This window comes from Mycobacterium heckeshornense, assembly GCF_016592155.1.
GTDB classification, from domain to species: Bacteria; Actinomycetota; Actinomycetes; order Mycobacteriales; family Mycobacteriaceae; genus Mycobacterium; species Mycobacterium heckeshornense.
The window spans coordinates 2,109,301-2,132,242 of the sequence record NZ_AP024237.1; the positions used below are offsets into that span (position 1 = coordinate 2,109,301).

20 protein-coding genes and 1 pseudogene are annotated in these 22,942 nt (G+C 67.9%); 19 read left to right on the plus strand and 2 right to left on the minus strand.

What is annotated here, in order from left to right; all coding sequences use genetic code 11:
* Window positions 1-281: 281 nt before the first annotated feature.
* The 4 genes from mraZ to MHEC_RS10135 all read left to right on the plus strand — a co-directional run bounded on the left by mraZ (window position 282) and on the right by MHEC_RS10135 (window position 4,888).
* Window positions 282-713 (plus strand): division/cell wall cluster transcriptional repressor MraZ, encoded by a 432-nt coding sequence (mraZ, locus tag MHEC_RS10120; RefSeq protein ID WP_003918724.1) that lies wholly within the window; start codon window positions 282-284, stop codon window positions 711-713.
* 133 nt (window positions 714-846) lie between these two features.
* Entirely contained in the window at window positions 847-1,854 is a 1,008-nt protein-coding gene (rsmH, locus tag MHEC_RS10125) for a 16S rRNA (cytosine(1402)-N(4))-methyltransferase RsmH (protein ID WP_048892073.1), read from the plus strand.
* Window positions 1,854-2,870, plus strand: coding sequence for a cell division protein FtsL (gene ftsL, locus MHEC_RS10130; protein WP_235434824.1), 1,017 nt, complete (start codon window positions 1,854-1,856; stop codon window positions 2,868-2,870). The genes rsmH and ftsL overlap by 1 nt, the downstream gene beginning before the upstream one ends.
* The gene (locus MHEC_RS10135) at window positions 2,867-4,888 is read left to right on the plus strand and encodes a peptidoglycan D,D-transpeptidase FtsI family protein (RefSeq protein ID WP_048892075.1); all 2,022 of its coding nucleotides are present in this window, start codon (window positions 2,867-2,869) and stop codon (window positions 4,886-4,888) included. The genes ftsL and MHEC_RS10135 overlap by 4 nt, the downstream gene beginning before the upstream one ends.
* 554 nt (window positions 4,889-5,442) lie before the next feature.
* Here MHEC_RS10135 and MHEC_RS10140 read toward each other — a convergent pair.
* Window positions 5,443-5,718: a hypothetical protein gene (locus MHEC_RS10140; protein ID WP_048892077.1), complete on the minus strand. Its 276-nt coding sequence runs from the start codon at window positions 5,716-5,718 to the stop codon at window positions 5,443-5,445.
* Window positions 5,719-5,943: 225 nt separating this feature from the next.
* Here MHEC_RS10140 and MHEC_RS10145 point away from each other — a divergent pair, with 225 nt between their 5' ends.
* The 15 genes from MHEC_RS10145 (at window position 5,944) to MHEC_RS10215 (ending at window position 22,180) form a co-directional block, all read left to right on the plus strand.
* Complete coding sequence (locus MHEC_RS10145; protein WP_048892078.1) at window positions 5,944-7,473, plus strand: UDP-N-acetylmuramoyl-L-alanyl-D-glutamate--2,6-diaminopimelate ligase; 1,530 nt, start codon at window positions 5,944-5,946, stop codon at window positions 7,471-7,473.
* Complete coding sequence (locus MHEC_RS10150; RefSeq protein WP_048892079.1) at window positions 7,470-9,002, plus strand: UDP-N-acetylmuramoyl-tripeptide--D-alanyl-D-alanine ligase; 1,533 nt, start codon at window positions 7,470-7,472, stop codon at window positions 9,000-9,002. The genes MHEC_RS10145 and MHEC_RS10150 overlap by 4 nt, the downstream gene beginning before the upstream one ends.
* Window positions 8,999-10,078, plus strand: coding sequence for a phospho-N-acetylmuramoyl-pentapeptide-transferase (gene mraY, locus MHEC_RS10155; RefSeq protein WP_048892080.1), 1,080 nt, complete (start codon window positions 8,999-9,001; stop codon window positions 10,076-10,078). The genes MHEC_RS10150 and mraY overlap by 4 nt, the downstream gene beginning before the upstream one ends.
* Window position 10,079: 1 nt before the next feature.
* Window positions 10,080-11,549: a UDP-N-acetylmuramoyl-L-alanine--D-glutamate ligase gene (gene murD / locus MHEC_RS10160; RefSeq protein ID WP_048892081.1), complete on the plus strand. Its 1,470-nt coding sequence runs from the start codon at window positions 10,080-10,082 to the stop codon at window positions 11,547-11,549.
* A 117-nt stretch (window positions 11,550-11,666) separates the two neighbouring features.
* On the plus strand, window positions 11,667-13,121 hold the full coding sequence (gene ftsW, locus MHEC_RS10165; RefSeq protein WP_082169938.1) for a putative lipid II flippase FtsW: 1,455 nt from the start codon (window positions 11,667-11,669) through the stop codon (window positions 13,119-13,121).
* Entirely contained in the window at window positions 13,031-14,299 is a 1,269-nt protein-coding gene (gene murG, locus MHEC_RS10170; RefSeq protein ID WP_372507399.1) for an undecaprenyldiphospho-muramoylpentapeptide beta-N-acetylglucosaminyltransferase, read from the plus strand. Before ftsW ends, murG begins: the two co-directional genes overlap by 91 nt.
* Window positions 14,296-15,756 carry a UDP-N-acetylmuramate--L-alanine ligase gene (gene murC / locus MHEC_RS10175; protein ID WP_048892083.1) on the plus strand — a complete coding sequence of 487 codons (1,461 nt, stop codon included), beginning with the start codon at window positions 14,296-14,298 and terminating at the stop codon, window positions 15,754-15,756. The genes murG and murC overlap by 4 nt, the downstream gene beginning before the upstream one ends.
* The gene (locus MHEC_RS10180) at window positions 15,750-16,658 is read left to right on the plus strand and encodes a cell division protein FtsQ/DivIB (protein WP_048892084.1); all 909 of its coding nucleotides are present in this window, start codon (window positions 15,750-15,752) and stop codon (window positions 16,656-16,658) included. Before murC ends, MHEC_RS10180 begins: the two co-directional genes overlap by 7 nt.
* Window positions 16,659-16,958: 300 nt before the next feature.
* Window positions 16,959-18,101 carry a cell division protein FtsZ gene (gene ftsZ / locus MHEC_RS10185; RefSeq protein WP_048892142.1) on the plus strand — a complete coding sequence of 381 codons (1,143 nt, stop codon included), beginning with the start codon at window positions 16,959-16,961 and terminating at the stop codon, window positions 18,099-18,101.
* A 10-nt stretch (window positions 18,102-18,111) separates the two neighbouring features.
* Window positions 18,112-18,819 carry a peptidoglycan editing factor PgeF gene (pgeF, locus tag MHEC_RS10190; protein ID WP_099869343.1) on the plus strand — a complete coding sequence of 236 codons (708 nt, stop codon included), beginning with the start codon at window positions 18,112-18,114 and terminating at the stop codon, window positions 18,817-18,819.
* Window positions 18,816-19,598: a YggS family pyridoxal phosphate-dependent enzyme gene (locus tag MHEC_RS10195; protein WP_099869345.1), complete on the plus strand. Its 783-nt coding sequence runs from the start codon at window positions 18,816-18,818 to the stop codon at window positions 19,596-19,598. Before pgeF ends, MHEC_RS10195 begins: the two co-directional genes overlap by 4 nt.
* A 56-nt stretch (window positions 19,599-19,654) precedes the next feature.
* A complete protein-coding gene (locus MHEC_RS10200; protein ID WP_048892085.1) occupies window positions 19,655-20,287 on the plus strand; it encodes a cell division protein SepF in 633 nt (210 codons plus the stop codon).
* 127 nt (window positions 20,288-20,414) lie between these two features.
* Window positions 20,415-20,705: a YggT family protein gene (locus MHEC_RS10205; RefSeq protein ID WP_048892145.1), complete on the plus strand. Its 291-nt coding sequence runs from the start codon at window positions 20,415-20,417 to the stop codon at window positions 20,703-20,705.
* Between the two features lie 230 nt (window positions 20,706-20,935).
* A complete protein-coding gene (gene wag31, locus MHEC_RS10210; protein ID WP_048892086.1) occupies window positions 20,936-21,721 on the plus strand; it encodes a DivIVA-like cell division protein Wag31 in 786 nt (261 codons plus the stop codon).
* A gap of 81 nt (window positions 21,722-21,802) precedes the next feature.
* Window positions 21,803-22,180 carry a hypothetical protein gene (locus MHEC_RS10215; RefSeq protein WP_048892087.1) on the plus strand — a complete coding sequence of 126 codons (378 nt, stop codon included), beginning with the start codon at window positions 21,803-21,805 and terminating at the stop codon, window positions 22,178-22,180.
* Here the strand turns inward: MHEC_RS10215 and MHEC_RS10220 are convergent.
* Window positions 22,177-22,890 (minus strand): annotated as a pseudogene (locus tag MHEC_RS10220) (phosphoribosyltransferase); the annotation flags it as partial. The gene MHEC_RS10215 and the pseudogene MHEC_RS10220 overlap by 4 nt on opposite strands.
* Between the last annotated feature and the right edge of the window lie 52 nt (window positions 22,891-22,942).

Here is a 22,942-nt window from a genome sequence, read left to right on the forward strand (position 1 = left end):
TGCCCCGGGCCGACGTGAACGCGGGGCGGGTAGCCCACACGTGCCCCACAATGCCCCACCTGGCTCTCAGCGCCGCTACATAGGCTTCTGAAGTCGATATTTCCTGTCGACACGGGGACATTGAGCCGCTGTTCGACCCGCCCCTGTTACCCGATCGACGCCGGAAAATTTCAAATCTGGCGCCGTAAATGGCGCGAAGTGGGGGATTGTGGGGTATGGTGGCTGGAGTCGTGGGGTGAGACGAAGCTCCGGGGCTTCGTACCGTGGCGGGAGGTGGCCTGATGTTCCTGGGCACCTACACGCCCAAGCTCGACGACAAGGGGCGGCTGACGCTGCCTGCGAAGTTCCGCGACGCGCTGGCAGGAGGGCTGATGGTCACCAAGAGCCAAGACCACAGCTTGGCCGTCTACCCTCGCGCCGAGTTCGAGCAGTTGGCCCGGCGGGCCAGCAAGGCCTCGCGAAGCAATCCCGAGGCAAGGGCGTTTCTCCGCAATCTCGCAGCGGCCACCGATGAACAGCATCCCGATGCCCAGGGCCGCATCACGCTGTCGGCCGACCATCGCCGCTACGCCAACCTCTCCAAGGATTGCGTGGTGATCGGGGCGGTCGACTACCTCGAGATCTGGGACGCGCAGGCCTGGCGGAACTACCAGCAGACCCACGAAGAGAACTTCTCCGCGGCCAGCGATGAAGCACTCGGCGACATCATCTAAGGCGCATGTCCGTGCATCGCGGCCTCTGCCCGAACCGACCCTGACGTACTTCCCCAACGCCAGGTTCGTGCTCTCGGACAGGGACCACGGTGCAGGGGCGGCCCGCCGAGCTCATCCAGGTGGAGGTGTTGTCATGGCCGACGGTCCAGCAGGATTCGGTCATGTACCCGTCCTGCTTGAGCGGTGCGTGGCGCTGCTGACCCCGGCGCTGACCCGCCACCACCCGGACGGGTCGGGCGCGATTTTGGTCGACGCCACAGTCGGCGCCGGCGGGCACGCCGAGCGGTTCCTCGCCAACCTTCCCGGGCTGCGGCTAATCGGGCTCGATCGTGACCCTCTTGCCTTGGACATCACCCGGACCCGGCTGACCCGATTCGCCGACCGGGTGACTTTGCTACGCACCCGGTACGACCGCATCGCTACCGCTCTGACTGAAACAGGCTGTGGTGCAACAGGTTCAGTAGACGGGGTTCTTTTCGATCTGGGCGTGTCATCGATGCAGCTCGACCGTCTCGAGCGAGGGTTCTCCTACGCGCACGACGCTCCGCTGGACATGCGGATGGACCCGGATTCACCGCTGACGGCTGCCGACATCGTCAACAACTACGACGAGGCCGAGCTGGCCGACGTGCTGCACCGCTACGGCGAGGAGAGGTTCGCGCGCCGCATCGCTGCGCATATCGTCCGCCGCAGGGCCGTCACACCGCTCACCAGGACCGGCGAACTGGTTGACCTGCTCTACCAAGCCATTCCGGCGCCGGCTCGACGCACCGGCGGGCACCCGGCCAAGCGGACCTTTCAGGCGCTGCGCATCGCTGTCAACGACGAGCTCGAGTCACTGTGCAGAGCGCTGCCGGTCGCGTTGGACGCACTGACCGTCGACGGTCGCGTCGTGGTGCTCGCCTACCAGTCGCTGGAAGATCGCATTGTCAAGGATGTATTCAGAAATGCCGTCGCGTCCCGTACTCCGGCTGGTCTGCCGGTCGAACTGCCGGGCCACGCCCCGGAATTCAAGTCGCTGACTCGCGGTGCCGAACGTGCCGACCGTGCTGAAACCCAACGCAATCCCCGTAGCGCCGGGGTCCGGTTACGGGCACTGCAGCGAGTGCAGCCGCCGCAGCAGGCAAGGAGACATGATTGATGCGGGCGCAGCAGAAAGCCGGACCGGCCGACCACGCCGCGTCACGTCGTGCCCGACGTGCCGGCAAGGCCTCGGCACCCACTCGGGAACTCCGTGCGCCGCAGGCCGGGCCACAAACCACGCCAATATCGCGACCCGCTGAGCGGTCCGCGCGGCCAAAAAGTGTACGCCAGGCCAAGGCCCGTGCTAAAGCCCGAAAGGCTAAGGCGCCCAAAGTTGTCCGCCCGTCACTGCGTGAACGTGTGCTTTCCAGGCTGGCAGCGGTCGATCTTCGTCCCCGCACGCTGGCGAGCAAGGTGCCATTCGTCGTACTGGTCATCGGTTCGCTCGGGGTGGGGCTTGGTGTGACGCTGTGGCTCTCCACCGACTCCGCCGAGCGTTCCTACGAATTGGGCAAGGTACGTCAGAAAACCCAGCTGCTGCAACAGCAGAAGGAGGCGCTCGAACGCGATGTGCTTCAGGCGCAGTCCGCGCCCGCGTTGGCGGAGGCGGCCCGCAACTTAGGCATGATCCCGAGCAGGGATACCGCCCACCTGGTGCAGGATCCGTCTGGTAACTGGGTGGTCGTCGGCACACCCAAACCCGCCCAGGGCGTTCCGCCGCCACCGCTAAACACCAAACTGCCAGATGAAAAACCGGCGCCGCCGACCCCCCCGGCGAACCCGGTGGAGACACCGGTTCGGTTGTCGCCGGGCGCCGACACGCCGACCATCCCGGTTCCGCCGGCACCCGAAGTGCTGCTGCGTGCTCCTGATGGCGCAACGACGTTAGGCACTCAGCACTTGCCCACCGGCGTAATGCCGGGTGTGCCTGCTCCCCAGGTGGCCGGGCCGGGCCCGTTGCCGGCGCCAGATCCAGCGCCGATCACGCCCGCACCAGCGCTCGAGATGCCCCTGGCTGCCGGGCCGCCACCCGCTACCGCGCAGGCGCCGACCGTGGTCGCCCCATCAGCTCCGCCAACCCTTGGCGAGCAGTTCGGCCCGGTAACGGTCACGGCCCCGGGCACGCCGAGGTGAGGCGCAGCGAGCGGTCTCGACCGCACTCCGCGCCGTCTGGGCGCGGTGAACGCGAGACCAGAAAAGTGCGAAAGAACAAGAACGCCAAGGAATCCAAAAGGATCGGAAACTCCCCCAAACCGGAGAAGGCCGGTGCCGGTGTGGCGGCAAACGTTGGCCCACAGGGGCATTCCGCACGAACACGGCGCACCCGCCAGGCCGTGGACCTCGGTGTGCGCGGCGCGTCGTTCGTGTTTCGGTACCGGGCCGGCAACGTGGTGATCTTCGTCGCGTTGATCGTGGCGGCCGCGCAGCTGTTCTATTTGCAGGTGCCACGTGCCGCCGGACTGCGCGCCGAGGCCGCGGGACAACTCAAGGTCACCGACGTCGAAAAAGCCGTGCGGGGAAGCATCGTCGACCGCAACAATGACCAGCTCGCGTTCACCATCGAAGCCCGTGCGCTGACATTCCAACCGCGCCGCATCCACAAGCAGCTCGCCGAAGCCAAACAGAAGAACCCAAGCGCACCCGATCCGCAGCAGCGGTTACGCGATATTGCCAAGGAAGTCGCGCTCCGGCTCAACAACAAGCCGGACGAGGCAACCGTGCTCAAAAAGCTGACCAGCAATGAGACATTCGTCTACCTGGCCCGCGCCGTCGATCCCGCGCTCGCCACCGCGATCACCGCCAAGTTCCCCGAAGTAGGGGCGGAACGCCAGGATCTGCGCCAGTATCCTGGCGGATCGCTGGCAGCCAACATCGTCGGGGGCATCGACTGGGACGGCCATGGTCTGTTGGGGCTGGAGGACTCGCTGGACGCCGTGCTGGCCGGAACTGACGGGTCGGTCACTTACGACCGCGGCTCCGACGGCGTGGTGATCCCGGGCAGCTATCGCAACCGGCACAAGGCGGTCAACGGATCGACCGTGCAGCTGACTATCGACGACGACATTCAGTTCTATGTCCAGCAGCAGGTGCAGCAGGCCAAGAATCTGTCCGGGGCGCGCAACGTGTCGGCGGTGGTGCTGGACGCCAAGACCGGCGAGGTGCTGGCCATGGCCAACGACAACACTTTCGACCCGTCGCAAGACATCGGTCGCCAGGGTGACAAGCAGCTGGGCAACCTTGCGGTGTCGTCACCGTATGAGCCGGGTTCGGTGAACAAGGTCGTCACGGCCTCGTCGGTGATCGAATATGGACTGACCAACCCCGACGAGGTGTTGTCGGTCCCGGGCTCAATCCACATGGGCGGTGTCACCGTTCACGATGCCTGGAACCACGGCGTGATGCGTTACACCACAACCGGTGTCTTCGGCAAGTCGTCCAACGTAGGCACGCTGATGCTGGCACAGCGCGTGGGCCCAGAACGCTATTACGACATGCTCAAGAAATTCGGGCTGGGCCAGCGCACCGGTGTGGGCCTGCCCGGGGAAAGTGCTGGCCTGGTGCCTCCGATCGACCAATGGTCGGGCAGCACGTTCTCTAACCTGCCGATCGGGCAAGGTCTTTCGATGACGCTACTGCAAATGACCGGCATGTACCAGACCATCGCCAACGACGGGCTGCGGATTCCACCACGCATCATCAAGGCGACCATCGCACCGGACGGCACGCGCACCGAAGAGCCACGCCCGCAGGGCGTTCGGGTGGTTTCGCCGCAGACCGCGCGGACCGTGCGCAACATGCTGCGGGCGGTGGTGCAACGTGACCCGATGGGCTATCAGCAGGGCACCGGGCCGGCGGCCGCGGTTGACGGTTACCAGATCTCCGGCAAAACCGGTACCGCACAGCAGATCAACCCTGCGTGCGGCTGCTACTTCGACGACGTCTACTGGATCACCTTCGCCGGGATGGCGACCACCGACAACCCCCGCTATGTCGTGGGCATCATGATGGACAACCCGCACCGCGCCGCGGACGGGTCGCCGGGATCATCGGCCGCGCCGCTGTTCCACAACATCGCAGCCTGGTTGCTGCAGCGCGAGAACGTGCCCTTGTCGCCCGACCCTGGGCCGCCGCTGACGTTGCAAGCGGTGTAGTGATAGCCAAAACGAAATCCGATGAGATTGCCCAGGGCGGTGGTGATTTCGGACCCGACCCGCTGATCGAGTCCGAGCAACTGCGCCGCGCGCTGGCGGATGTCCCCAGCGAACCCCTCGGCCTGCGCCTGCCGAACGGCCTGTTCCTCGACAGTCTTGACAGACCCCGCGTATTTGACCATGTAGTCGTCGTAGACATTGAATCCTGCGTCCCAGGCGTCCTCCACTGCAGAACGCAACCGGCTTTGTGCGGCCGATAGATCTGAAGCCCCCTGGCGGCTGACTTTCGCTGCCTCACGCAACCGCTCGCCCACTCTGCTCGCCTTTTCCTTATCGGAAGCAGCTTTTCCTTATCGGAAGCAGCCCGGCTTTCAGCCGCGTCAAAAGCGTGTCCCTGCCAAGCGCTGCTCCGGATCAGGTTGTGCACCTCGGCAAACCCGAATTCCAGGCGGTCGGCGAAGCGCTCCCAGTATTCCGCATCGTCTGTCAAGTGCGCTGTGCCCCAAGACATCAAGTTCGATAGCGAAGGCAGTGGACCAGCGTCAGCCATTTGGCTACCCGCGTAACTCGCCTAGATCGCGGGCCGCTTGGCGCTCGTTTTCTTGATAGTCGCCCCATGCCGCCACAAGCTTGCTGGAGGTCGCCTGCATACGCGTCGCAGAAGCCGACCCAACCGCCGCCACGCCAGCGTGCCCGGTACTAACCGCCGCCGCGCTGGGCCGCGCCGACGAACCCACCGCCGGGGCTTCTCCGGCGGTCACCTCATCGACCATCGCGCCAACGCGGCTCGCCATGCTCTGCAATGCGTCCGGTACCCGCAGCGGCTTCATGACGCGGAGTTTAACCGAGCAGCGACGCGATCACCCTTCACGTGCAGTTGTCGTCTTCGACCCGCGCGTACCGGAGCGCTCGCCACTCGGGGATGGTCGCGACCAACCGATCACTGAACGCATTTTGCGACGCGTGTTCACAGGTGCGCGAGCACTCTACTTCCGTCGCCCTCGATACTGTGTCATGGCTGAAATCCTGGTGTCTGATGGCGGTGGAGGGAGGTGATGCCGGTGCCCACCGTGCTGCGGCCCCGCGTCGGCTCCGGCGTGCCGCTGCCGACGTTGGCCGCACAGGTCGGCGCGGTTCCGGCCGAGGACAGCGTCGTCCCCGAGCTGCGGATCACCGGCGTCACACTGCGTGCCCAAGACGCACATTCCGGCGACCTGTTCGCGGCGCTGTCCGGCGCGACGACCCACGGCGCGCGATATGTCCGCGAGGCGATCGAACGCGGGGCCGTCGCGGTGCTCACCGACGCTACCGGGGTTAACGAGATGGGCGAGGGCGTGGCCGTGCCCGTCCTCATCCACCCCAGGCCGCGTCAGGTGCTCGGCGAACTGGCAGGCAGTGTCTACGGTCATCCCTCCCAACGGCTTTCGGTAGTCGGCGTCACCGGAACGTCCGGTAAGACGACCACGACCTACCTGATCGAAGCCGGTCTGCGCACCGGCGACCGGACGGCCGGACTGGTCGGCACGATCGGCATCCGCATCGACGGCGACGACATCCCCGGCGGATTGACCACCCCCGAGGCGCCCGACCTGCAAGCCCAGCTCGCGGCGATGGCCGAACGCGGTGTGGACACCGTCGTGATGGAGGTGTCCAGTCACGCGCTGGCGCTGGGCCGCGTCGACGGCATCCGGTTCGCGGTCGCGGGCTTCACCAACCTGTCTCGCGACCACCTCGACTTTCACCCCAGCATGGCCGACTACTTCGAGGCCAAGGCCCGGTTGTTCGACCCCGCCTCACCGCTGCGCGCGGGCACCGTGGTGGTCTGCGTTGACGACGACGCCGGCCGGGCGATGGCGGCCCGGGCCGGCGACGCGATCACAGTCAGCACGACAACCCAAGGTGCGGACTGGCGCGCTGAGGACGTCACGGCAACCAGCGCCGGGGGGCAAGAATTCACCGCAGTCGACCCCGCGGGTGTGCACCACCGGCTCGGCATCCCGTTGCCAGGTGGCTATAACGTCGCGAATTGTCTTGTAGCAGTGGCTATTTTGGATACAGTCGGTGTTTCGCCGGAACAGGCGGCAGTTGGCCTGCGGGCCGCTCGGGTCCCCGGGCGCCTCGAACGCATTGACCGAGGCCAGGATTTCTTGGCGCTGGTCGACTATGCCCACAAGCCGGGAGCGCTCGAGGCGGTGCTGACCACGCTGCGGCGTCCGGGCAGGCGGCTGGCGGTGGTGTTTGGCGCCGGCGGCGACCGCGATCCCGGCAAACGGGCACCGATGGGCAGGATCGCCGCCGAGCTGGCCGATCTGGTCGTGGTCACCGACGACAATCCGCGCAGCGAAAATCCCGCCTCGATTCGCCGCGACATCTTGGCCGGGGCGGCCAAGGCGGCCACCGCCGCACACGTGGTGGAAATTGGCGATCGGCGCGAGGCGATCAGGCACGCGGTCGGCTGGGCCCGCCCTGGTGATGTCGTGCTAGTCACCGGGAAAGGCCACGAGACCGGGCAAAACGTCGGCGGACACATCCGTCCGTTTGACGACCGGGTCGAGCTCGCCGCCGCGCTGGAGGCGCGCCGTTGATAGCCCTGACGCTCGCGCAGATCGCCGACATCGTCGGCGGCGAACTCGCCGACATCTCGCCGCAGGACGCCGCACGGCTGTGTGTCACCGGAACCGTCGAATTCGACTCCCGGAAAGTCACGCCCGGCGGCCTGTTTTTGGCGCTGCCCGGGGCGCGCACCGACGGCCACGACTACGCGGCCGCCGCGGTGGCCGCGGGCGCGGCCGCGGTGCTGGCCGCCCGGCCGGTGGGAGTGCCCGCCGTAGTGGTAACGCCCCGGCGCGACCCCACTCACGACGCGCTGGCGGCGGTTTTCCAGCACGACCACGACGGCTCCGGTGCGGCGGTGCTGTCCGCGCTGGCCAAACTGGCCGCCGCAGTGGCTGCAGAGCTGATTAGCAAGGGGCTCACCGTCATTGGGGTCACCGGATCATCGGGCAAGACGTCGACCAAGGATCTGCTGGCCGCTGTGCTGGCACCCCTCGGCGAAGTGGTGGCGCCGCCAGGATCGTTCAACAACGAGCTGGGCCACCCGTGGACGGTGCTGCGCGCCACCCCCAGCACCGACTACCTCGTTCTGGAACTGTCGGCCCGCCATCCCGGCAACATTGCCGCGCTGGCGGCCATCGCGCCGCCCAAGATCGGAGTGGTGCTCAACGTCGGCACCGCGCACCTGGGCGAGTTCGGCTCTCGAGAAGCGATCGCTGCAACCAAAGCCGAACTGCCGCAAGCTATTCCGGACACCGGAGTGGTGATCCTCAATGCCGACGATCCAGAAGTGGCGGCGATGGCCGACAAAACCGCCGCCCGCATAGTGCGGGTCAGCCGACACCCGCGCACCGATGCCGGTCCCAGCGACGTCTGGGCCGGGCCGGTCACCCTCGACGAGCTGGCCCGGCCTCGCTTCACCTTGCACACCGACCGGCACGAACGGGGCGCGGCCGCCGAGGTCCAACTCGGTGTGCACGGCGAACACCAGGTCGGCAATGCGCTCTGCGCCGCCGCGGTCGCTTTCGAGTGCGGTGCCCGCATCGAACAGGTGGTCGCAAGCCTGGCCGGTGCCGGTCCGGTGTCGGGGCACCGGATGCACGTGACCACCCGTGCCGACGGGGTCACGGTGATCGACGACGCCTACAACGCCAACCCGGACTCGATGCAGGCCGGGCTGCAGGCGCTGGCCTCGATCGCTCACAGCCGTCGGCGACGCAGTTGGGCGGTGCTGGGAGAGATGGCCGAACTCGGTGCCGACGCGATAACCGAGCATGACCGCGTCGGCCGGTTGGCGGTGCGCTTAGATGTGTCTCGTCTCGTTGTGGTCGGAACCGGGAGGTCTATGAGCGCCATGCACCACGGCGCGGTCACCGAGGGCCCGCGGCGGGCGGAGGCCACCATGGTCGCCGACGCCGAAGCCGCCCTGGCATTGCTACGGGCCGAACTGCGGCCGGGGGACGTGGTGCTGATCAAGGCGTCCAATGCCGCCGGACTGGGCGCGCTGGCGGACGCGCTGATCGCGGACGTATCCGGCGACGGCCGAGGCGCTGGCCGATGATCGAGATTCTCATCGCCGTCGGCATCTCGCTGACGGTGTCCATCCTGTTGACTCCGGCGCTGATCAGGCTGTTCACCAGGCAGGGATTCGGTCACGAGATCCGCGAGGACGGGCCCCCCACCCATCGGACAAAACGCGGCACGCCGTCGATGGGCGGGGTGGCGATCCTGACCGGCATCTGGACGGGCTATCTGGGCAGCCACCTGGCGGGGTTGGCTTTCGACAGCACGGGTCCGTCGGCGTCTGGCCTGTTGGTGTTGCTGCTGGCCACCGCGCTGGGTGCCGTCGGCTTCGTCGATGACCTGATCAAGATTCGGCGCGCCCGCAACCTGGGCCTGAACAAGACGGCCAAAACGGTCGGGCAGATCACCGCGGCGGTGCTGTTCGGGATACTGGTGCTGCAGTTTCGCAACGGCGACGGCCTGACGCCAGGCAGCACCGATCTGTCATACGTGCGCGAAATCGCCACTGTCACACTGGTTCCCGTGTTATTCGTGCTGTTCTGTGTGGTCATGGTCAGCGCGTGGTCGAACGCGGTCAACTTCACCGACGGCCTCGACGGGCTAGCCGGCGGCTGCATGGCGATGGTCACCGCAGCCTACGTGCTGATCACCTTCTGGCAGTACCGCAATGCCTGCGCCAACGCGCCCGGGCTGGGCTGTTACAACGTGCGCGACCCGCTGGACCTGGCCCTGGTCGCGGCGGCCACGGCGGGTGCCTGCATCGGATTTCTGTGGTGGAACGCCGCACCGGCCAAGATCTTCATGGGCGACACCGGATCGCTGGCACTGGGCGGAATTCTCGCGGGCATCTCGGTGACGAGCCGCACCGAGATCCTCGCCGTCGTGCTCGGCTCGCTGTTCGTGGCCGAGATCACCTCGGTCGTGCTGCAGATCCTGGCCTTCCGCACCACCGGTCGCCGGGTGTTCCGGATGGCGCCGTTCCACCATCACTTCGAGCTCGTCGGCTGGGCCGAGACCACGGTGATCATCCGGTTTTGGTTGCTTACCGCAATCAGCTGCGGTTTGGGTGTGGCCCTGTTCTACAGCGAGTGGCTGGCCGCGATCGGCGACTGACATGGGGCACGAGGCTGGCCTGGACGCGCTCGCACCGGATGCGGCCGTGCTGGTCGCCGGTGCCGGAGTGACGGGCCGTTCGGTGCTTGCGGCGCTGGCCCCGCTGGATGTCAGGCCAACCCTCTGCGACGACGACGCGGCCGCGCTGCAGCGCCATGCCGACGCCGGGATAGCCACCACGAGCCCGTCCGCGGCCGCGCAACACATCGGCGACTATGCGCTCGTCATCACCAGCCCCGGGTTCAGGCCGACGGCGCCCGTGCTCGTCGCCGCCACTGCGGCCGGCGTGCCGATCTGGGGCGACGTGGAGCTGGCTTGGCGGCTGGACGCCTCCGGCCGCTACGGGCCGGCGCGCCGGTGGCTGGTCGTGACCGGCACCAACGGCAAGACCACCACCACTTCGATGCTGCACGCCATGCTCACCGCCGCCGGCCTCAACGCCCGGTTATGCGGCAACATTGGTAACCCACTGCTGGACGCGCTGGCCGAGCCTGCCGACCTGCTGGCCGTGGAACTGTCCAGTTTCCAGCTGCACTGGGCGCCGTCGCTGCGACCCGACGCCGGTGTCGTGCTCAACATCGCCGAAGACCACCTCGACTGGCACGGCAGTATGGACGCCTACATCGCCGCCAAGGCGCGTGTACTGAACGGCCGGGTGGCGGTCGTCGGGCTCGACGACGAGCGTGCGGCGGCGCTGCTCGACACCGCGAGCGCGCCGGTGCGGGCCGGCTTCCGGCTGGGCGAGCCGGCAGCCGGCGAACTCGGGGTCCGCCGTGGGCGGCTCGTCGACCGGGCGTTCGCCGACGACCTGGCGCTGGCGCCGGTCACCTCGATACCGGTGCCCGGGCCGGTGGGGGTGCTGGACGCGCTGGGCGCCGCGGCGCTCGCCCGCTGCGTCGGAGTGCCGGGGCCGGCGATCGCCGACGCGCTCGAGTCATTTCGCGCCGGACGCCACCGCGCCGAGCTCGTCGCCGTCGTCGACGGCATCCGCTACGTCGACGATTCGAAGGCCACCAACCCGCACGCGGCCGAGGCGTCGGTCTTGGCCTACCCGCGGGTGGTGTGGGTCGCCGGCGGTCTGCTCAAGGGGGCCTCGGTCGACACGACCGTCGCCAGGATCGCAAACCGGCTGGTCGGAGCGGTCTTGATCGGCCGTGACCGCACCGAGTTTGCCGAGGCGTTATCACGACACGCGCCCGATGTCCCCGTCGTACAGGTTGTGACAGGCGAGGATGCTGATGTGCAAGCGACTGTTGAGACTTCTGTTGTCTGTGTGACAACCGACATTGGCGCGTCCGGCGCAAGCCTCGGTGCCCGGGTGATGACGGCCGCCGTGGCGGCGGCGCGGGACATGGCCAAACCCGGCGACACGGTGCTGCTGGCGCCGGCGGGTGCGTCGTTCGACCAGTTCACCGACTACGCCGACCGCGGTGAGGCATTCGCCGCCGCCGTGCGCGCCGCAACGCGGTAGGCGGTGGTGAGCAGCGTGCTGGCCCGGTTGCGGCACCGGGGCAACAAGTCGCAGCAGGCGAACGAGTCGGCGCCTGCCGAGGCGGCGCAGACCCCGTCAGGCAGCCGGCCGCGAGCCGTGGTGGCGAGTGCGGTTGGCGGGCCACGCAGCCGGTTCGGCGCCTGGCTGAGCCGGCCCATGACGTCGTTTCACCTGATCGTCTCCATTGCCGCGCTGTTGACCACGTTGGGATTGATCATGGTGTTGTCGGCGTCCGGGGTGCGTTCCTATGACGACGACGGCTCGGCGTGGGTCATTTTCGGCCGGCAAGTGTTGTGGACGCTGATCGGGCTGGTGGCGTGCTACCTCGCGCTGCGGGTGCGGGTGCGGTTGATGCGCCGTGTGGCGTTCTTCGGCTTCGCGTTGACCATCGTGTTGCTGGTGCTGGTGCTGATTCCCGGAATTGGCCACTACGCCAACGGCTCTCGCGGCTGGTTCGTGGTAGCGGGTTTTTCGATGCAGCCCTCGGAGCTGACCAAGATCGCCTTCGCCATCTGGGGTGCGCACCTGCTGGCCGCCCGGCGCATGGAGCGAGCGTCGTTGCGCGAGATGCTCATCCCGCTGGTGCCGGCCGCCGTCATCGCGTTGGCGCTGATCGTGGCCCAGCCCGACCTCGGCCAGACCGTGTCGTTGGGCATCATTCTGCTTGCCCTGCTGTGGTATGCGGGCCTGCCGCTGCGAGTGTTCGTGAGTTCGCTGTTCGCGGTCATCGTCTCCGGGGCGATCCTGGCGGTCTCCGAGGGTTACCGCTCCGACCGGGTGCGCTCGTGGCTCAACCCCGGACAGGACCCGCAGGACACCGGCTACCAGGCCCGTCAGGCAAAGTTCGCGCTGGCCAACGGCGGGATCTTCGGTCACGGTCTCGGCCAGGGCACCGCGAAATGGAACTATTTGCCCAACGCCCACAACGACTTCATTTTCGCGATCATCGGCGAAGAACTGGGCTTCGTCGGCGCGTTCGCGCTGCTGGCGCTCTTCGGCCTGTTCGCCTACACCGGCATGCGCATCGCCCGCCGGTCCACCGACCCGTTCCTGCGGCTACTGACCGCCACTACCACGATGTGGGTGATCGGGCAGGTCTTCATCAACGTCGGCTACGTCATCGGCCTGCTGCCGATCACCGGCCTGCAGTTGCCCCTCATCTCGGCCGGTGGAACATCAACGGCAACAACACTTCTCATGATCGGGGTGATGGCGAACGCGGCTCGCCACGAACCGGAGGCGGTCGCGGCACTGCGCGCCGGCCGCGACGACCGGATGAACCGGCTGCTGCGGCTGCCGTTGCCCGAGCCGTATACACCGACCCGGGTGGAGGCGCTGCGTGACCGGCTGCGCTCTCGAGCGCACCCGCCCACGCGGCAGCACAAACCCGACCGCACGCCCGCGGCACCGCGGGCTGCGCGATCGGCAAAACCTCACACGGCGCATCGGCCTGCCGGCCGATCGGGGCATCATGGAGGGCGTCAGCGCCACGCCGGGCAGCGTCAGCCACGCAGCGGGCGGACTCGTGCACTGGAAGGTCAGCGTTATTGAACGACTCGGTCACTCGGCCAGCCGAGCATGCCCCGTTGTCGGTCGTCCTCGCCGGTGGCGGAACGGCCGGGCACGTCGAGCCCGCCATGGCCGTCGCGGATGCGCTGACCGCGCTCGATCCGCGGGTGCGGATCACCGCACTGGGCACCCCGCGCGGGCTGGAGACCAGGCTGGTGCCCGAGCGGGGCTACCGGCTTGAACTTGTCACCCCGGCCCCGTTGCCGCGCAAGCTCACCGCCGATCTGGCGGGGCTGCCGACACGGGTATTTCAGGCCGTCCGGCAAGCTCGGGCGGTGCTCGACGAGGTCGACGCCGACGTCGTGATCGGGTTCGGTGGATACGTCGCGCTCCCGGCGTATCTGGCCGCCCGCGGTGCGCTGGCTGGTCGGCGTCGCGTGCCGGTGGTGATCCACGAGGCCAACGCCAGCGCAGGGCTGGCCAATCGGGTCGGGGCCCCGCTCGCGCAGCGGGTGCTGGCGGCCGTGCCGGATTGCGGGCTGCGGGCCACTGAGGTGGTCGGCGTGCCGGTCCGGTCGGCGATCACCGGGCTGGACCGCGCGGCGTTGCGGTCGGAAGCGCGGGCCCACTTCGGTTTCGCCGGGGACGCCCGGGTGCTGCTGGTGTTCGGTGGGTCGCAAGGCGCGGTGTCGATCAACCAGGCGGTCGCGGCGGCTGCCGCCGACCTGGCCGCCGCCGGTGTGGCCGTGCTGCATGCCTACGGGCCCAAGAACACCCTCGACCTGCGTACCCCCGGGCCGGGTGACCCGCCCTACGTGGCGGTGCCTTACCTGGACCGCATGGAATTGGCTTATGCTGCAGCCGATTTAGCAATTTGCCGGTCCGGGGCGATGACGGTCGCCGAAGTTTCGGCCGTGGGTCTGCCCGCCGTCTACGTCCCGCTGCCCATCGGCAACGGCGAACAGCGGCTCAACGCGCTGCCGGTGGTCAACGCCGGCGGCGGGATGCTGGTGGCTGACGCCGATTTGACGCCACGCTTTGTGGCCGAACAGGTGGCCGGGCTGCTTAACGACGCGGCGCGGCTGGCGGCGATGACGGCGGCCGCGGCGCGGGCCGGTCACCGCGATGCGGCGCAGCGGGTGGCTCGGGCCGCCGTCGATGTGGCGCACGATGCGCGCCGGTCGCGTGCGCGCCGGACTGCGGGCACGGGGCGACGATGAGCGACACCTCGCTGCCGCCCGAGCTACGGCGGGTGCACATGGTCGGCATTGGGGGAGCGGGCATGTCGGGTATTGCCCGTATCTTGCTCGACCGCGGCGGGATGGTATCGGGCTCTGACGCCAAGGAGTCGCGCGGCGTGCGTGCGCTGCGGGCCCGGGGCGCGGTGATCCGGATCGGCCACGACACGTCTGCGCTGGATCTGCTGCCCGGCGGGCCGACAGCGGTCATCACCACCCGCGCCGCGATTCCCAAGACCAACCCCGAACTCGTCGAGGCCCGCCGCCGCGGCATCCCCGTGGTGCTGCGCCCGACGGTGTTGGCCAAGTTGATGGCCGGGCGCACCACCCTGATGGTCACCGGCACCCACGGCAAGACGACGACGACATCCATGCTCGTCGTCGCGCTGCAGCACTGTGGGTTTGATCCGTCCTTTGCGGTGGGAGGTGAGCTGGGCGAGGCCGGGACCAACGCCCATCACGGCAGCGGCGATTATTTCGTCGCCGAGGCTGACGAAAGTGACGGCTCGCTGCTGGAATACAGCCCCCACGTCGCGGTGGTTACCAACGTCGAGTCCGACCATCTGGACTTCTTCGGCAGTGCCGACGCCTACGCCGCGGTGTTTGATTCCTTCGTCGAACGCCTTGCCCCCGGCGGGGCGCTGGTGGTCTGCACCGACGATCCGGGGGCGGCCGCGTTGGCGGAACGCAGCGCCGCTCTCGGTATTCGGGTGCTGCGCTACGGCAGCACACCGGCCGGCGAGTTGGCCGGCACGCTGCTGTCGTGGGAGCAGCAGGGTACCGGCGGGGTCGCGGCCATCCAGCTGGCCGGCGATCCCAACCCGTGGGCGATGCGGTTGGCGGTGCCGGGCCGGCATATGGCGCTCAACGCGTTGGGCGCATTCTTGGCGGCGATCGAAATCGGCGCCCCGGCCGAGGCGGTGCTCGACGGGCTGGCCGGTTTCGAAGGCGTGCGCCGCCGATTCGAGTTGGTCGGCAGCGCGGCGTCGGTGCGGGTATTCGACGACTACGCCCACCATCCGACGGAGATCAGCGCGACACTGACCGCGGTCCGCACCCTGCTCGAGCAAAGTGGCGGTGGGCGTGCAGTGGTGGTCTTTCAGCCCCACTTATATTCGCGGACAAAGACTTTCGCCGCCGAGTTCGGTCGTGCTCTTGATGCTGCCGACGAGGTGTTCGTGCTCGACGTCTACGGGGCGCGGGAGCAACCGTTGGCAGGCGTGAGCGGCGCGAGTGTGGCCGAGCACATCAGCGTGCCGGTGCACTACATGCCCGATTTCTCCGCTGTCACCGAGGCGGTGGCCGCGGCGGCCCGGCCCGGTGACGTGGTCGTCACGATGGGTGCCGGCGACGTGACCATGCTGGCGCCGGAAATCGTCACGGCGCTGCGGGTGCGGGCCAATCGAACCGTGCCCGGTCGGGCGGGGGAGCGATGGTGAGCGAGCCGACGGGCGGGCCGGCGGCCGAGGCGGTGACCGAGCCGATCGCCGCGTCCGGCGACGAAAACGATACAGCGGCAGTCCGTTTCGAGGGCCCGCGGCGGCGGGCACGCCGGGAGCGTGCCGAGCGGCGCGCCGCCGAAGCGCGGGCCAGGGCCATCGAAGAGGCACGCCGGGAGGCCAAGCGCAGGGCCCTCGGACGCGCTGTCAGCGAGGCCCGACCGCTTCCCCGGGGCGCTGTCCGCGGATTGAAGACGCTGTTGGCGACGGTGTTGTTGGCGGGTGCGGCCGTTGCGCTCGGGCTCATCCTCTACTTCACCCCGGTGATGTCGGCGCGCAGCATTGTCGTCACCGGAACCGGCGCGGTCACTCGCGAGGAAGTGCTCGACGCGGCGAGGGTGCGTCCCGGGACGCCGCTGCTGCAGATCGACACCGGTCAGGTCGCTGACCGGGTGGCCACCATCCGGCGGGTCGCCAGCGCGCGGGTACAGCGCCAGTACCCGTCAGCGCTGCGGATCACAATCGTCGAGCGAATTCCTTTGGTGGTCAAAGACTTTCCTGACGGCCCGCACCTCTTCGACCACGACGGAGTCGACTTCGCGACCGCCGCGCCGCCGACGTCACTGCCCTACATCGATGTCGACAATCCCGGCCCGGGTGATCCGGCCACCCAGGCCGCCCTGGCGGTGCTGAGCGCGCTGCGTCCCGAGATCGCCGGCCAGGTAGCGCGGGTCGCGGCTCCCTCGGTTGCCTCCATCACGCTCACCCTGGCCGACGGGCGGACGGTGATGTGGGGGACCACCGATCGCACGGCGGAGAAGGCCGAGAAACTGGCCGCCCTGCTAACGCAGCCCGGCCGCACCTACGACGTGTCCAGCCCGGATTTGCCGACGGTCAAATAGCGCGGAGGAGCCGCGGCGCCGCAATTGCATTCACGGTCGTGAATTTCGGGCAATCACAGCCCTACGCGCAATCTCAGCGCCGGGCTCGATCACCGCACGTGACGAAAATGGCCGAAATTCACCGCAACAACTCGGCGCGCCTGCATCGCTAGCACGCGCCGCCGCCATACCGTTCTGTGTGCGTGGAACTACTTGACATAACTCTAAGCCTTAGGTTGAGGTTGAGAGTTTTACGACTCGCCGAGGGTCGCCAAGCGTTTCACCACCAGGCCAAGCCCACCAGGGAGGAAGACTTCAATGATGACCCCCCCGCATAACTACCTGGCCGTCATCAAAGTCGTGGGTATCGGCGGCGGCGGCGTCAACGCCGTCAACCGGATGATCGAGCAGGGCCTCAAGGGCGTGGAGTTCATCGCGATCAACACCGACGCGCAGGCGTTATTGATGAGCGATGCCGACGTCAAGCTCGACGTCGGTCGCGACTCCACCCGCGGCCTCGGCGCGGGCGCCGACCCGGAGGTGGGCCGCAAGGCCGCCGAGGACGCCAAGGACGAGATCGAAGAACTGCTGCGGGGGGCCGACATGGTGTTTGTCACCGCCGGTGAGGGCGGCGGTACCGGAACCGGTGGGGCGCCCGTCGTGGCCAGCATCGCCCGCAAGCTCGGCGCGTTGACGGTCGGGGTCGTCACCCGGCCGTTCTCGTTCGAGGGCAAGCGGCGCAGTCAGCAGGCCGAAGCCGGCATCGCCGCGCTGCGGGAAAGCTGCGACACGCTGATCGTGATCCCCAACGACCGCCTGCTGCAGATGGGCGATGCCGCGGTGTCGCTGATGGACGCCTTCCGCAGCGCCGACGAGGTGCTGCTCAACGGCGTACAGGGCATCACCGACCTGATCACCACGCCGGGCCTGATCAACGTCGACTTCGCCGATGTCAAGGGCATCATGTCGGGTGCGGGCACGGCGCTGATGGGCATCGGCTCGGCGCGCGGCGAGGGCCGCGCGCTGAAAGCCGCCGAGATCGCGATCAACTCGCCGCTGCTGGAAGCGTCCATGGAAGGCGCGCAAGGTGTGCTGATGTCGATCGCCGGCGGCAGCGACCTTGGCCTGTTCGAAATCAACGAAGCAGCCTCGCTGGTGCAGGACGCCGCGCACCAGGATGCCAACATCATCTTCGGCACGGTCATCGACGACTCGCTGGGCGACGAGGTGCGAGTCACCGTGATCGCGGCCGGCTTCGCCGCCAACTCACCCGGGCGCAAGCCGATCAGCAGCTCTGGCCAGGGCCAGAACATCGCGGCGGGCAAGGCAGGCAAGGTCACCTCGACGCTGTTCGAGCCCGCCGACGCCGTCAGCGTGCCGCTGCCCACCAACGGCACCACGATCAACATCGGCGGCGAGGACGACGACGAAGACGTCGACGTGCCGCCGTTCATGCGGCGCTAATACTGGGTAGGTGGGCTATCGCATCCGGCGAGTGATCACCACCCGGGCGGGCGGCGTGTCGGCGCCGCCCTTCGACACGTTCAACCTCGGCGATCACGTCGGAGACGACCCCGCGGCAGTCGCGGCCAACCGGGCCCGGTTGGCCGCGGCGGTCGGGCTCGGCGCGAACCGGGTGGTGTGGATGAATCAGGTGCACGGTGATCGCGTCGAGGTGGTCGACGAGCCGCGTGACGGCGCGGTCGACGGCACCGACGCATTGGTCACCGCCACGCCGCGGCTGGCGCTGGCCGTGGTGACCGCCGATTGCGTGCCGGTGCTGATGGCCGACGCGCGGGCCGGCGTGGTCGCCGCGGTCCATGCCGGCCGTGTCGGCGCCCAGCGCGGAGTGGTGGCGCGGGCGCTGGAGGTGATGCTGACCCTCGGCGCTCACGCCGACGACGTCTCTGTGCTGCTCGGCCCCGCGGTCAGCGGGAGCAACTACGAAGTGCCCGCGGCGATGGCCGACGAGGTCGAGGCGGCGCTCCCGGGCAGTCGTACCACAACGCCGGCGGGCACTCCCGGACTCGATCTTCGGGCCGGAATCGCTTGTCAACTAAGTGATTTGGGGGTCACCGCCATCGACATCGATCCGCGCTGCACAGTGGATGACCCGAGCTTGTTCAGTCACCGCCGGGGCGCGCCGACGGGGCGGATGGCCTCACTGGTGTGGATGGAATGATCGCCATGGCCGACGTCGGGCGGGGCGCGGAGGGCCGAGAAGACCGCGAATCGCAATTGGCCCGCGCGCTAGCAACGGTGCAATCCCGATTGGCGGCGGCCGCCGAGGCGGCCGGGCGCAAAGTCGACGAAATAGAACTTTTGCCAATAACCAAATTCTTTCCAGCAACCGATGTGGTGATTTTGTCGCGGCTTGGTTGTACGTCGATTGGCGAATCCCGCGACCAGGAAGCGTCGGCGAAGGTTCGGGAAGTCGCCCGCATATTGGGTGCGGGGTCACCGCCGGTGCGCTGGCACATGGTCGGCCAGGTCCAGCGCAACAAGGCGCGGTCGCTGGCCCGCTGGGCACACACCGTCCACTCGGTCAGTAGCGCGCGGGTGGCGGCCGCACTCGACCGCGCGGTGGGCACGGCCCGCGCCGAAGGTCGTCGCCGGGACCCGCTGCGGGTCTACGTCCAGATCAGTCTCGACGGCGACGTGTCACGCGGTGGCGTGGATATCTCGACGTCCGGGGCGGTGGACGAGGTCTGCGCCCGGGTGGCCGCAGCGGAAAACCTCGAGCTGATCGGGTTGATGGCGATCCCGCCGCTGGATTGGGATCCGGACGCGGCCTTCGAACGTCTGCGGTCGGAGCACCAGCGGGTGCGCCGATCACACCCGAGCGCGGTTGGGCTGTCCGCGGGGATGTCGAACGACCTGGAAGCAGCGATAAGACACGGTTCGACCTGTGTGCGTGTCGGTACAGCGTTATTGGGCCCGCGACCGCTACGGTCACCGTGAGTAGTCACTGTCGTCACACCTTCATCACAGACACCGCATCCAGAAGGGGTCCCGCGATGAGCACACTGCACAAGGTCAAGGCCTACTTCGGTATGGCGCCGATGGAGGACTACGAGGACGAGTACTACGACGACGACCGCGCCCCGGGCCGCGGCTACCCGCGGCACCGGTTCGAGGACGGATATCGCCGTTACGACGGCCGTGACTACGACGACCCCCACGCTGAGCCCGACGACTACCCGCCGGGCGGTTACCGTGGCGGCTACGCCGACGACCACCGGTTCCGGGCCCGCGACTACGACCGTACCGAGCTGGCGCGACCGCGATTCGGGCTGCTGCGGGGCGCGACCCGCGGCGCCCTGGCGATGGACCCGCGCCGGATGGCGATGATGTTCGACGAGGGCAGCCCCCTTTCGAAGATCACCACGCTGCGGCCCAAGGACTATACCGAGGCCCGCACTATCGGCGAGCGCTTCCGCGACGGCACCCCGGTAATCATCGACCTGGTTTCGCTGGACAACGCCGAAGCCAAACGGCTGGTCGACTTCGCCGCCGGTTTGGCATTCGGGTTGCGCGGATCGTTCGACAAGGTCGCCACCAAGGTGTTTCTGCTCTCGCCCGCCGACGTCGAGGTGACGCCGGAGGAGCGCCGGCGAATCGCCGAGACCGGGTTCTACGCCTACCAGTAACAGGCCCGCTGCGAGCCGGTCGGATGTGTCCGCGCCGACCAAGTCGGTAGGCTGACGCTCGTCACCCTGGTCGCGGGCGGCGTTGTTGTCGATGTCACATTCTGAAGTAAGTAAGGTCGGGCTGTCGTTGGCGCTGTTCTTCGAAATCCTCGGTTTCGCGCTGTTCGTTTTCTGGCTGCTGTTGATCGCGCGGGTCGTTGTCGAGTTCGTCCGCTCGTTCAGTCGTGATTGGCATCCGCGCGGCGCCACGGTGGTGATCCTCGAGCTCATCATGTCGATCACCGACCCGCCGGTAAAACTGCTGCGACGGCTGATCCCGCAGCTCACGATCGGCACTGTTCGCTTCGACCTGTCGATCATGGTGCTGTTGCTGGTGGCGTTCATCGGCATGCAGCTGGCGTTTGGCGCTGCGGCGTAAGCCGCGGCTGTTCACCGGAGCGCACCGAAATGTGTTCGCGGCGCGGTTTTCTCGATCCTTTAAGGACGCGATTTGATAAACCTTAAAATTTGAAATTCGTTCTTAATTATCGGTCTAATCTGCAACCGCCGGGTCTGGTGTGACAGGATGGGCGGCAGTTGCGGTACGGCTACCATGCCGTCCTACACTTTCCAGACCGGTTTAACCGCACAGAGTCGAGGGGGCAAAGAATGCCGCTCACACCAGCCGACGTCCATAATGTGGCGTTCAGTAAGCCGCCGATCGGCAAGCGCGGCTACAACGAAGACGAGGTCGACGCCTTCCTCGACCTAGTGGAAGCTGAACTGACCCGGCTCATCGAGGAGAACTCCGATCTGCGCCAACGGGTCAGCGAACTCGAGCAGGAGTTGGCAACTGCCCGCGCCGGTAGCGGTGCGCAACCGACCGAGGCCATGCCGCTGTATCGCCCGGAGCCCGAACCCCAACCTGCGCCCGCGGCTCCCGACGACATCGGCCAGGACCAGGCCATCAAGGCCGCCAGGGTGCTGAGTTTGGCTCAGGACACCGCCGACCGGCTGACCAGCACAGCCAAGGTGGAGGCCGAGAAGCTGCTGGCGGATGCCCGCGTCAACGCCGACCACATCATCGCGGAGGCCCGGCGGGAAGCCGACGCAACGATTGCCGAGGCCCGGCAGCGCGCGGACGCGATGCTGGCCGATGCGCAAACCCGTTCCGAGGCCCAGCTGCGCCAGGCCCAGGAGAAGGCCGACGCGCTGCAGGCCGACGCCGAGCGCAAGCATTCCGAAATCATGGGAACCATCAACCAGCAGCGCAGCGTGCTGGAGGGCCGCCTGGAACAGCTGCGGACCTTTGAACGCGAATACCGCACCCGGCTGAAGACCTACCTGGAATCCCAACTCGAAGAACTCGGCCAACGTGGCTCGGCCGCGCCGGTTGATTCCAGCGCAACCAACGAAGCCGGTGGATTCAATCAGTTCAACCGGGGTACTAACTAGCGTAGCTGGCCTGGCTCGCATGTGCGCGGTGGCTGTTTGCCAGGCTAAGCAGCCAAAGTCCCGCCGGCTGGAGGATGACCGATGCTGATTATTGCGCTGGTGCTTGCGGTGATAGGCCTTGCCGCACTGGTATTCGCGGTCGTCACCAGCAACGCGTTGGTGGCGTGGGTGTGCATCGCGGCCAGTGTGCTTGGCGTGGTGCTGCTGATCGTCGACGCGCTGCAGGAACGCCGGCGACGTCAGGTCGGTGCCTCTGCCGGTGAGCCGGTCTCGGTGACCGCCGAGTCGGAATCCGCGACTGGCCCGAGCGAATACGAGGCCGGTGCTGCCGACCTCGGCAGCCAGCAAGCGTTGTACGCCGACTACCCCGAGGACGTCGCAGCGGAGGACATTGCCGAGTCTGGCGAGCATCCCGCCCCCGGCAGCGGCCAGGGCGGCAAGGACGACGACACCCGTTAGGTTTCGGCCCCCGGCCACGGTGGGGTCGCGAGCAGCTCACGAACCTCGTCGTCAGTGACCTGATGGAAGTCCTCGTAGACCTGCCCCACGGCCTCGAAAGCGGGCGGCATCATCGCGCACACCACGTCGTCGGCTTCTTCGCCGAGTTGCTGGCAAGCTGACGGCGGGCCCACCGGGACTGCGACCACCACCGATTCCGGGCCGGCCGCCCGCACGGCGCGCACCGCGGCGAGCATGCTGGCACCGGTGGCAATGCCGTCGTCGACGAGGATCACGGTCTTACCACGTGGATCAGCAACCGGTCGGCCGCCACGGTAGGCCTGCTCGCGCCGCTTGAGTTCGGCGGATTCGCGTTCGATGACCGCGCGCACTTGCTCCTCGCTGATGCGCAGGCTCGACACCACGTTGTCGTTCATCACCACGCCGCCGCCGCTCGCCAACGCCCCCATCGCCAGTTCGCTCCATTGCGGCACACCGAGCTTGCGGACCAAAAACACGTCCAAGTCGGCGTGCAGCGCGGCGGCGACTTCCCAGCCGACGGGCAGGCCGCCCCGTGCCAGCCCGTACACCAGCAGTCCATCCCGGCCCCGGTACGAGGAGAGTTCTTCAGCCAGCACACGGCCGGCTTCGCGACGGTCGCGGAAGGTGCGCCGCGATGTTCGCCCAAGAAAGCCACTCGATCGGTTCATCGGCCGTACTCTCGACTGCTGGTGACACCCAGCCTACGACGGCGGCGACATCGAGACATGGGTTCCAGCACTG

Excerpts from the sequence above, each read along its gene's own strand:
- MHEC_RS10215 (WP_048892087.1), top strand. The coding sequence starts at position 21,803 with ATGCTGATTATTGCGCTGGTGCTTGCGGTGATAGGCCTTGCCGCACTG.
- murD (WP_048892081.1), top strand. The coding sequence starts at position 10,080 with ATGGGGCACGAGGCTGGCCTGGACGCGCTCGCACCGGATGCGGCCGTG.
- ftsZ (WP_048892142.1), top strand. The coding sequence starts at position 16,959 with ATGACCCCCCCGCATAACTACCTGGCCGTCATCAAAGTCGTGGGTATC.
- ftsL (WP_235434824.1), top strand. The coding sequence starts at position 1,854 with ATGCGGGCGCAGCAGAAAGCCGGACCGGCCGACCACGCCGCGTCACGT.
- murC (WP_048892083.1), top strand. The coding sequence starts at position 14,296 with ATGAGCGACACCTCGCTGCCGCCCGAGCTACGGCGGGTGCACATGGTC.
- mraZ (WP_003918724.1), top strand. The coding sequence starts at position 282 with ATGTTCCTGGGCACCTACACGCCCAAGCTCGACGACAAGGGGCGGCTG.
- MHEC_RS10195 (WP_099869345.1), top strand. The coding sequence starts at position 18,816 with ATGATCGCCATGGCCGACGTCGGGCGGGGCGCGGAGGGCCGAGAAGAC.
- rsmH (WP_048892073.1), top strand. The coding sequence starts at position 847 with ATGGCCGACGGTCCAGCAGGATTCGGTCATGTACCCGTCCTGCTTGAG.
- mraY (WP_048892080.1), top strand. The coding sequence starts at position 8,999 with ATGATCGAGATTCTCATCGCCGTCGGCATCTCGCTGACGGTGTCCATC.
- MHEC_RS10200 (WP_048892085.1), top strand. The coding sequence starts at position 19,655 with ATGAGCACACTGCACAAGGTCAAGGCCTACTTCGGTATGGCGCCGATG.
- MHEC_RS10145 (WP_048892078.1), top strand. The coding sequence starts at position 5,944 with ATGCCGGTGCCCACCGTGCTGCGGCCCCGCGTCGGCTCCGGCGTGCCG.
- MHEC_RS10180 (WP_048892084.1), top strand. The coding sequence starts at position 15,750 with ATGGTGAGCGAGCCGACGGGCGGGCCGGCGGCCGAGGCGGTGACCGAG.
- MHEC_RS10140 (WP_048892077.1), bottom strand. The coding sequence starts at position 5,718 with ATGAAGCCGCTGCGGGTACCGGACGCATTGCAGAGCATGGCGAGCCGC.
- wag31 (WP_048892086.1), top strand. The coding sequence starts at position 20,936 with ATGCCGCTCACACCAGCCGACGTCCATAATGTGGCGTTCAGTAAGCCG.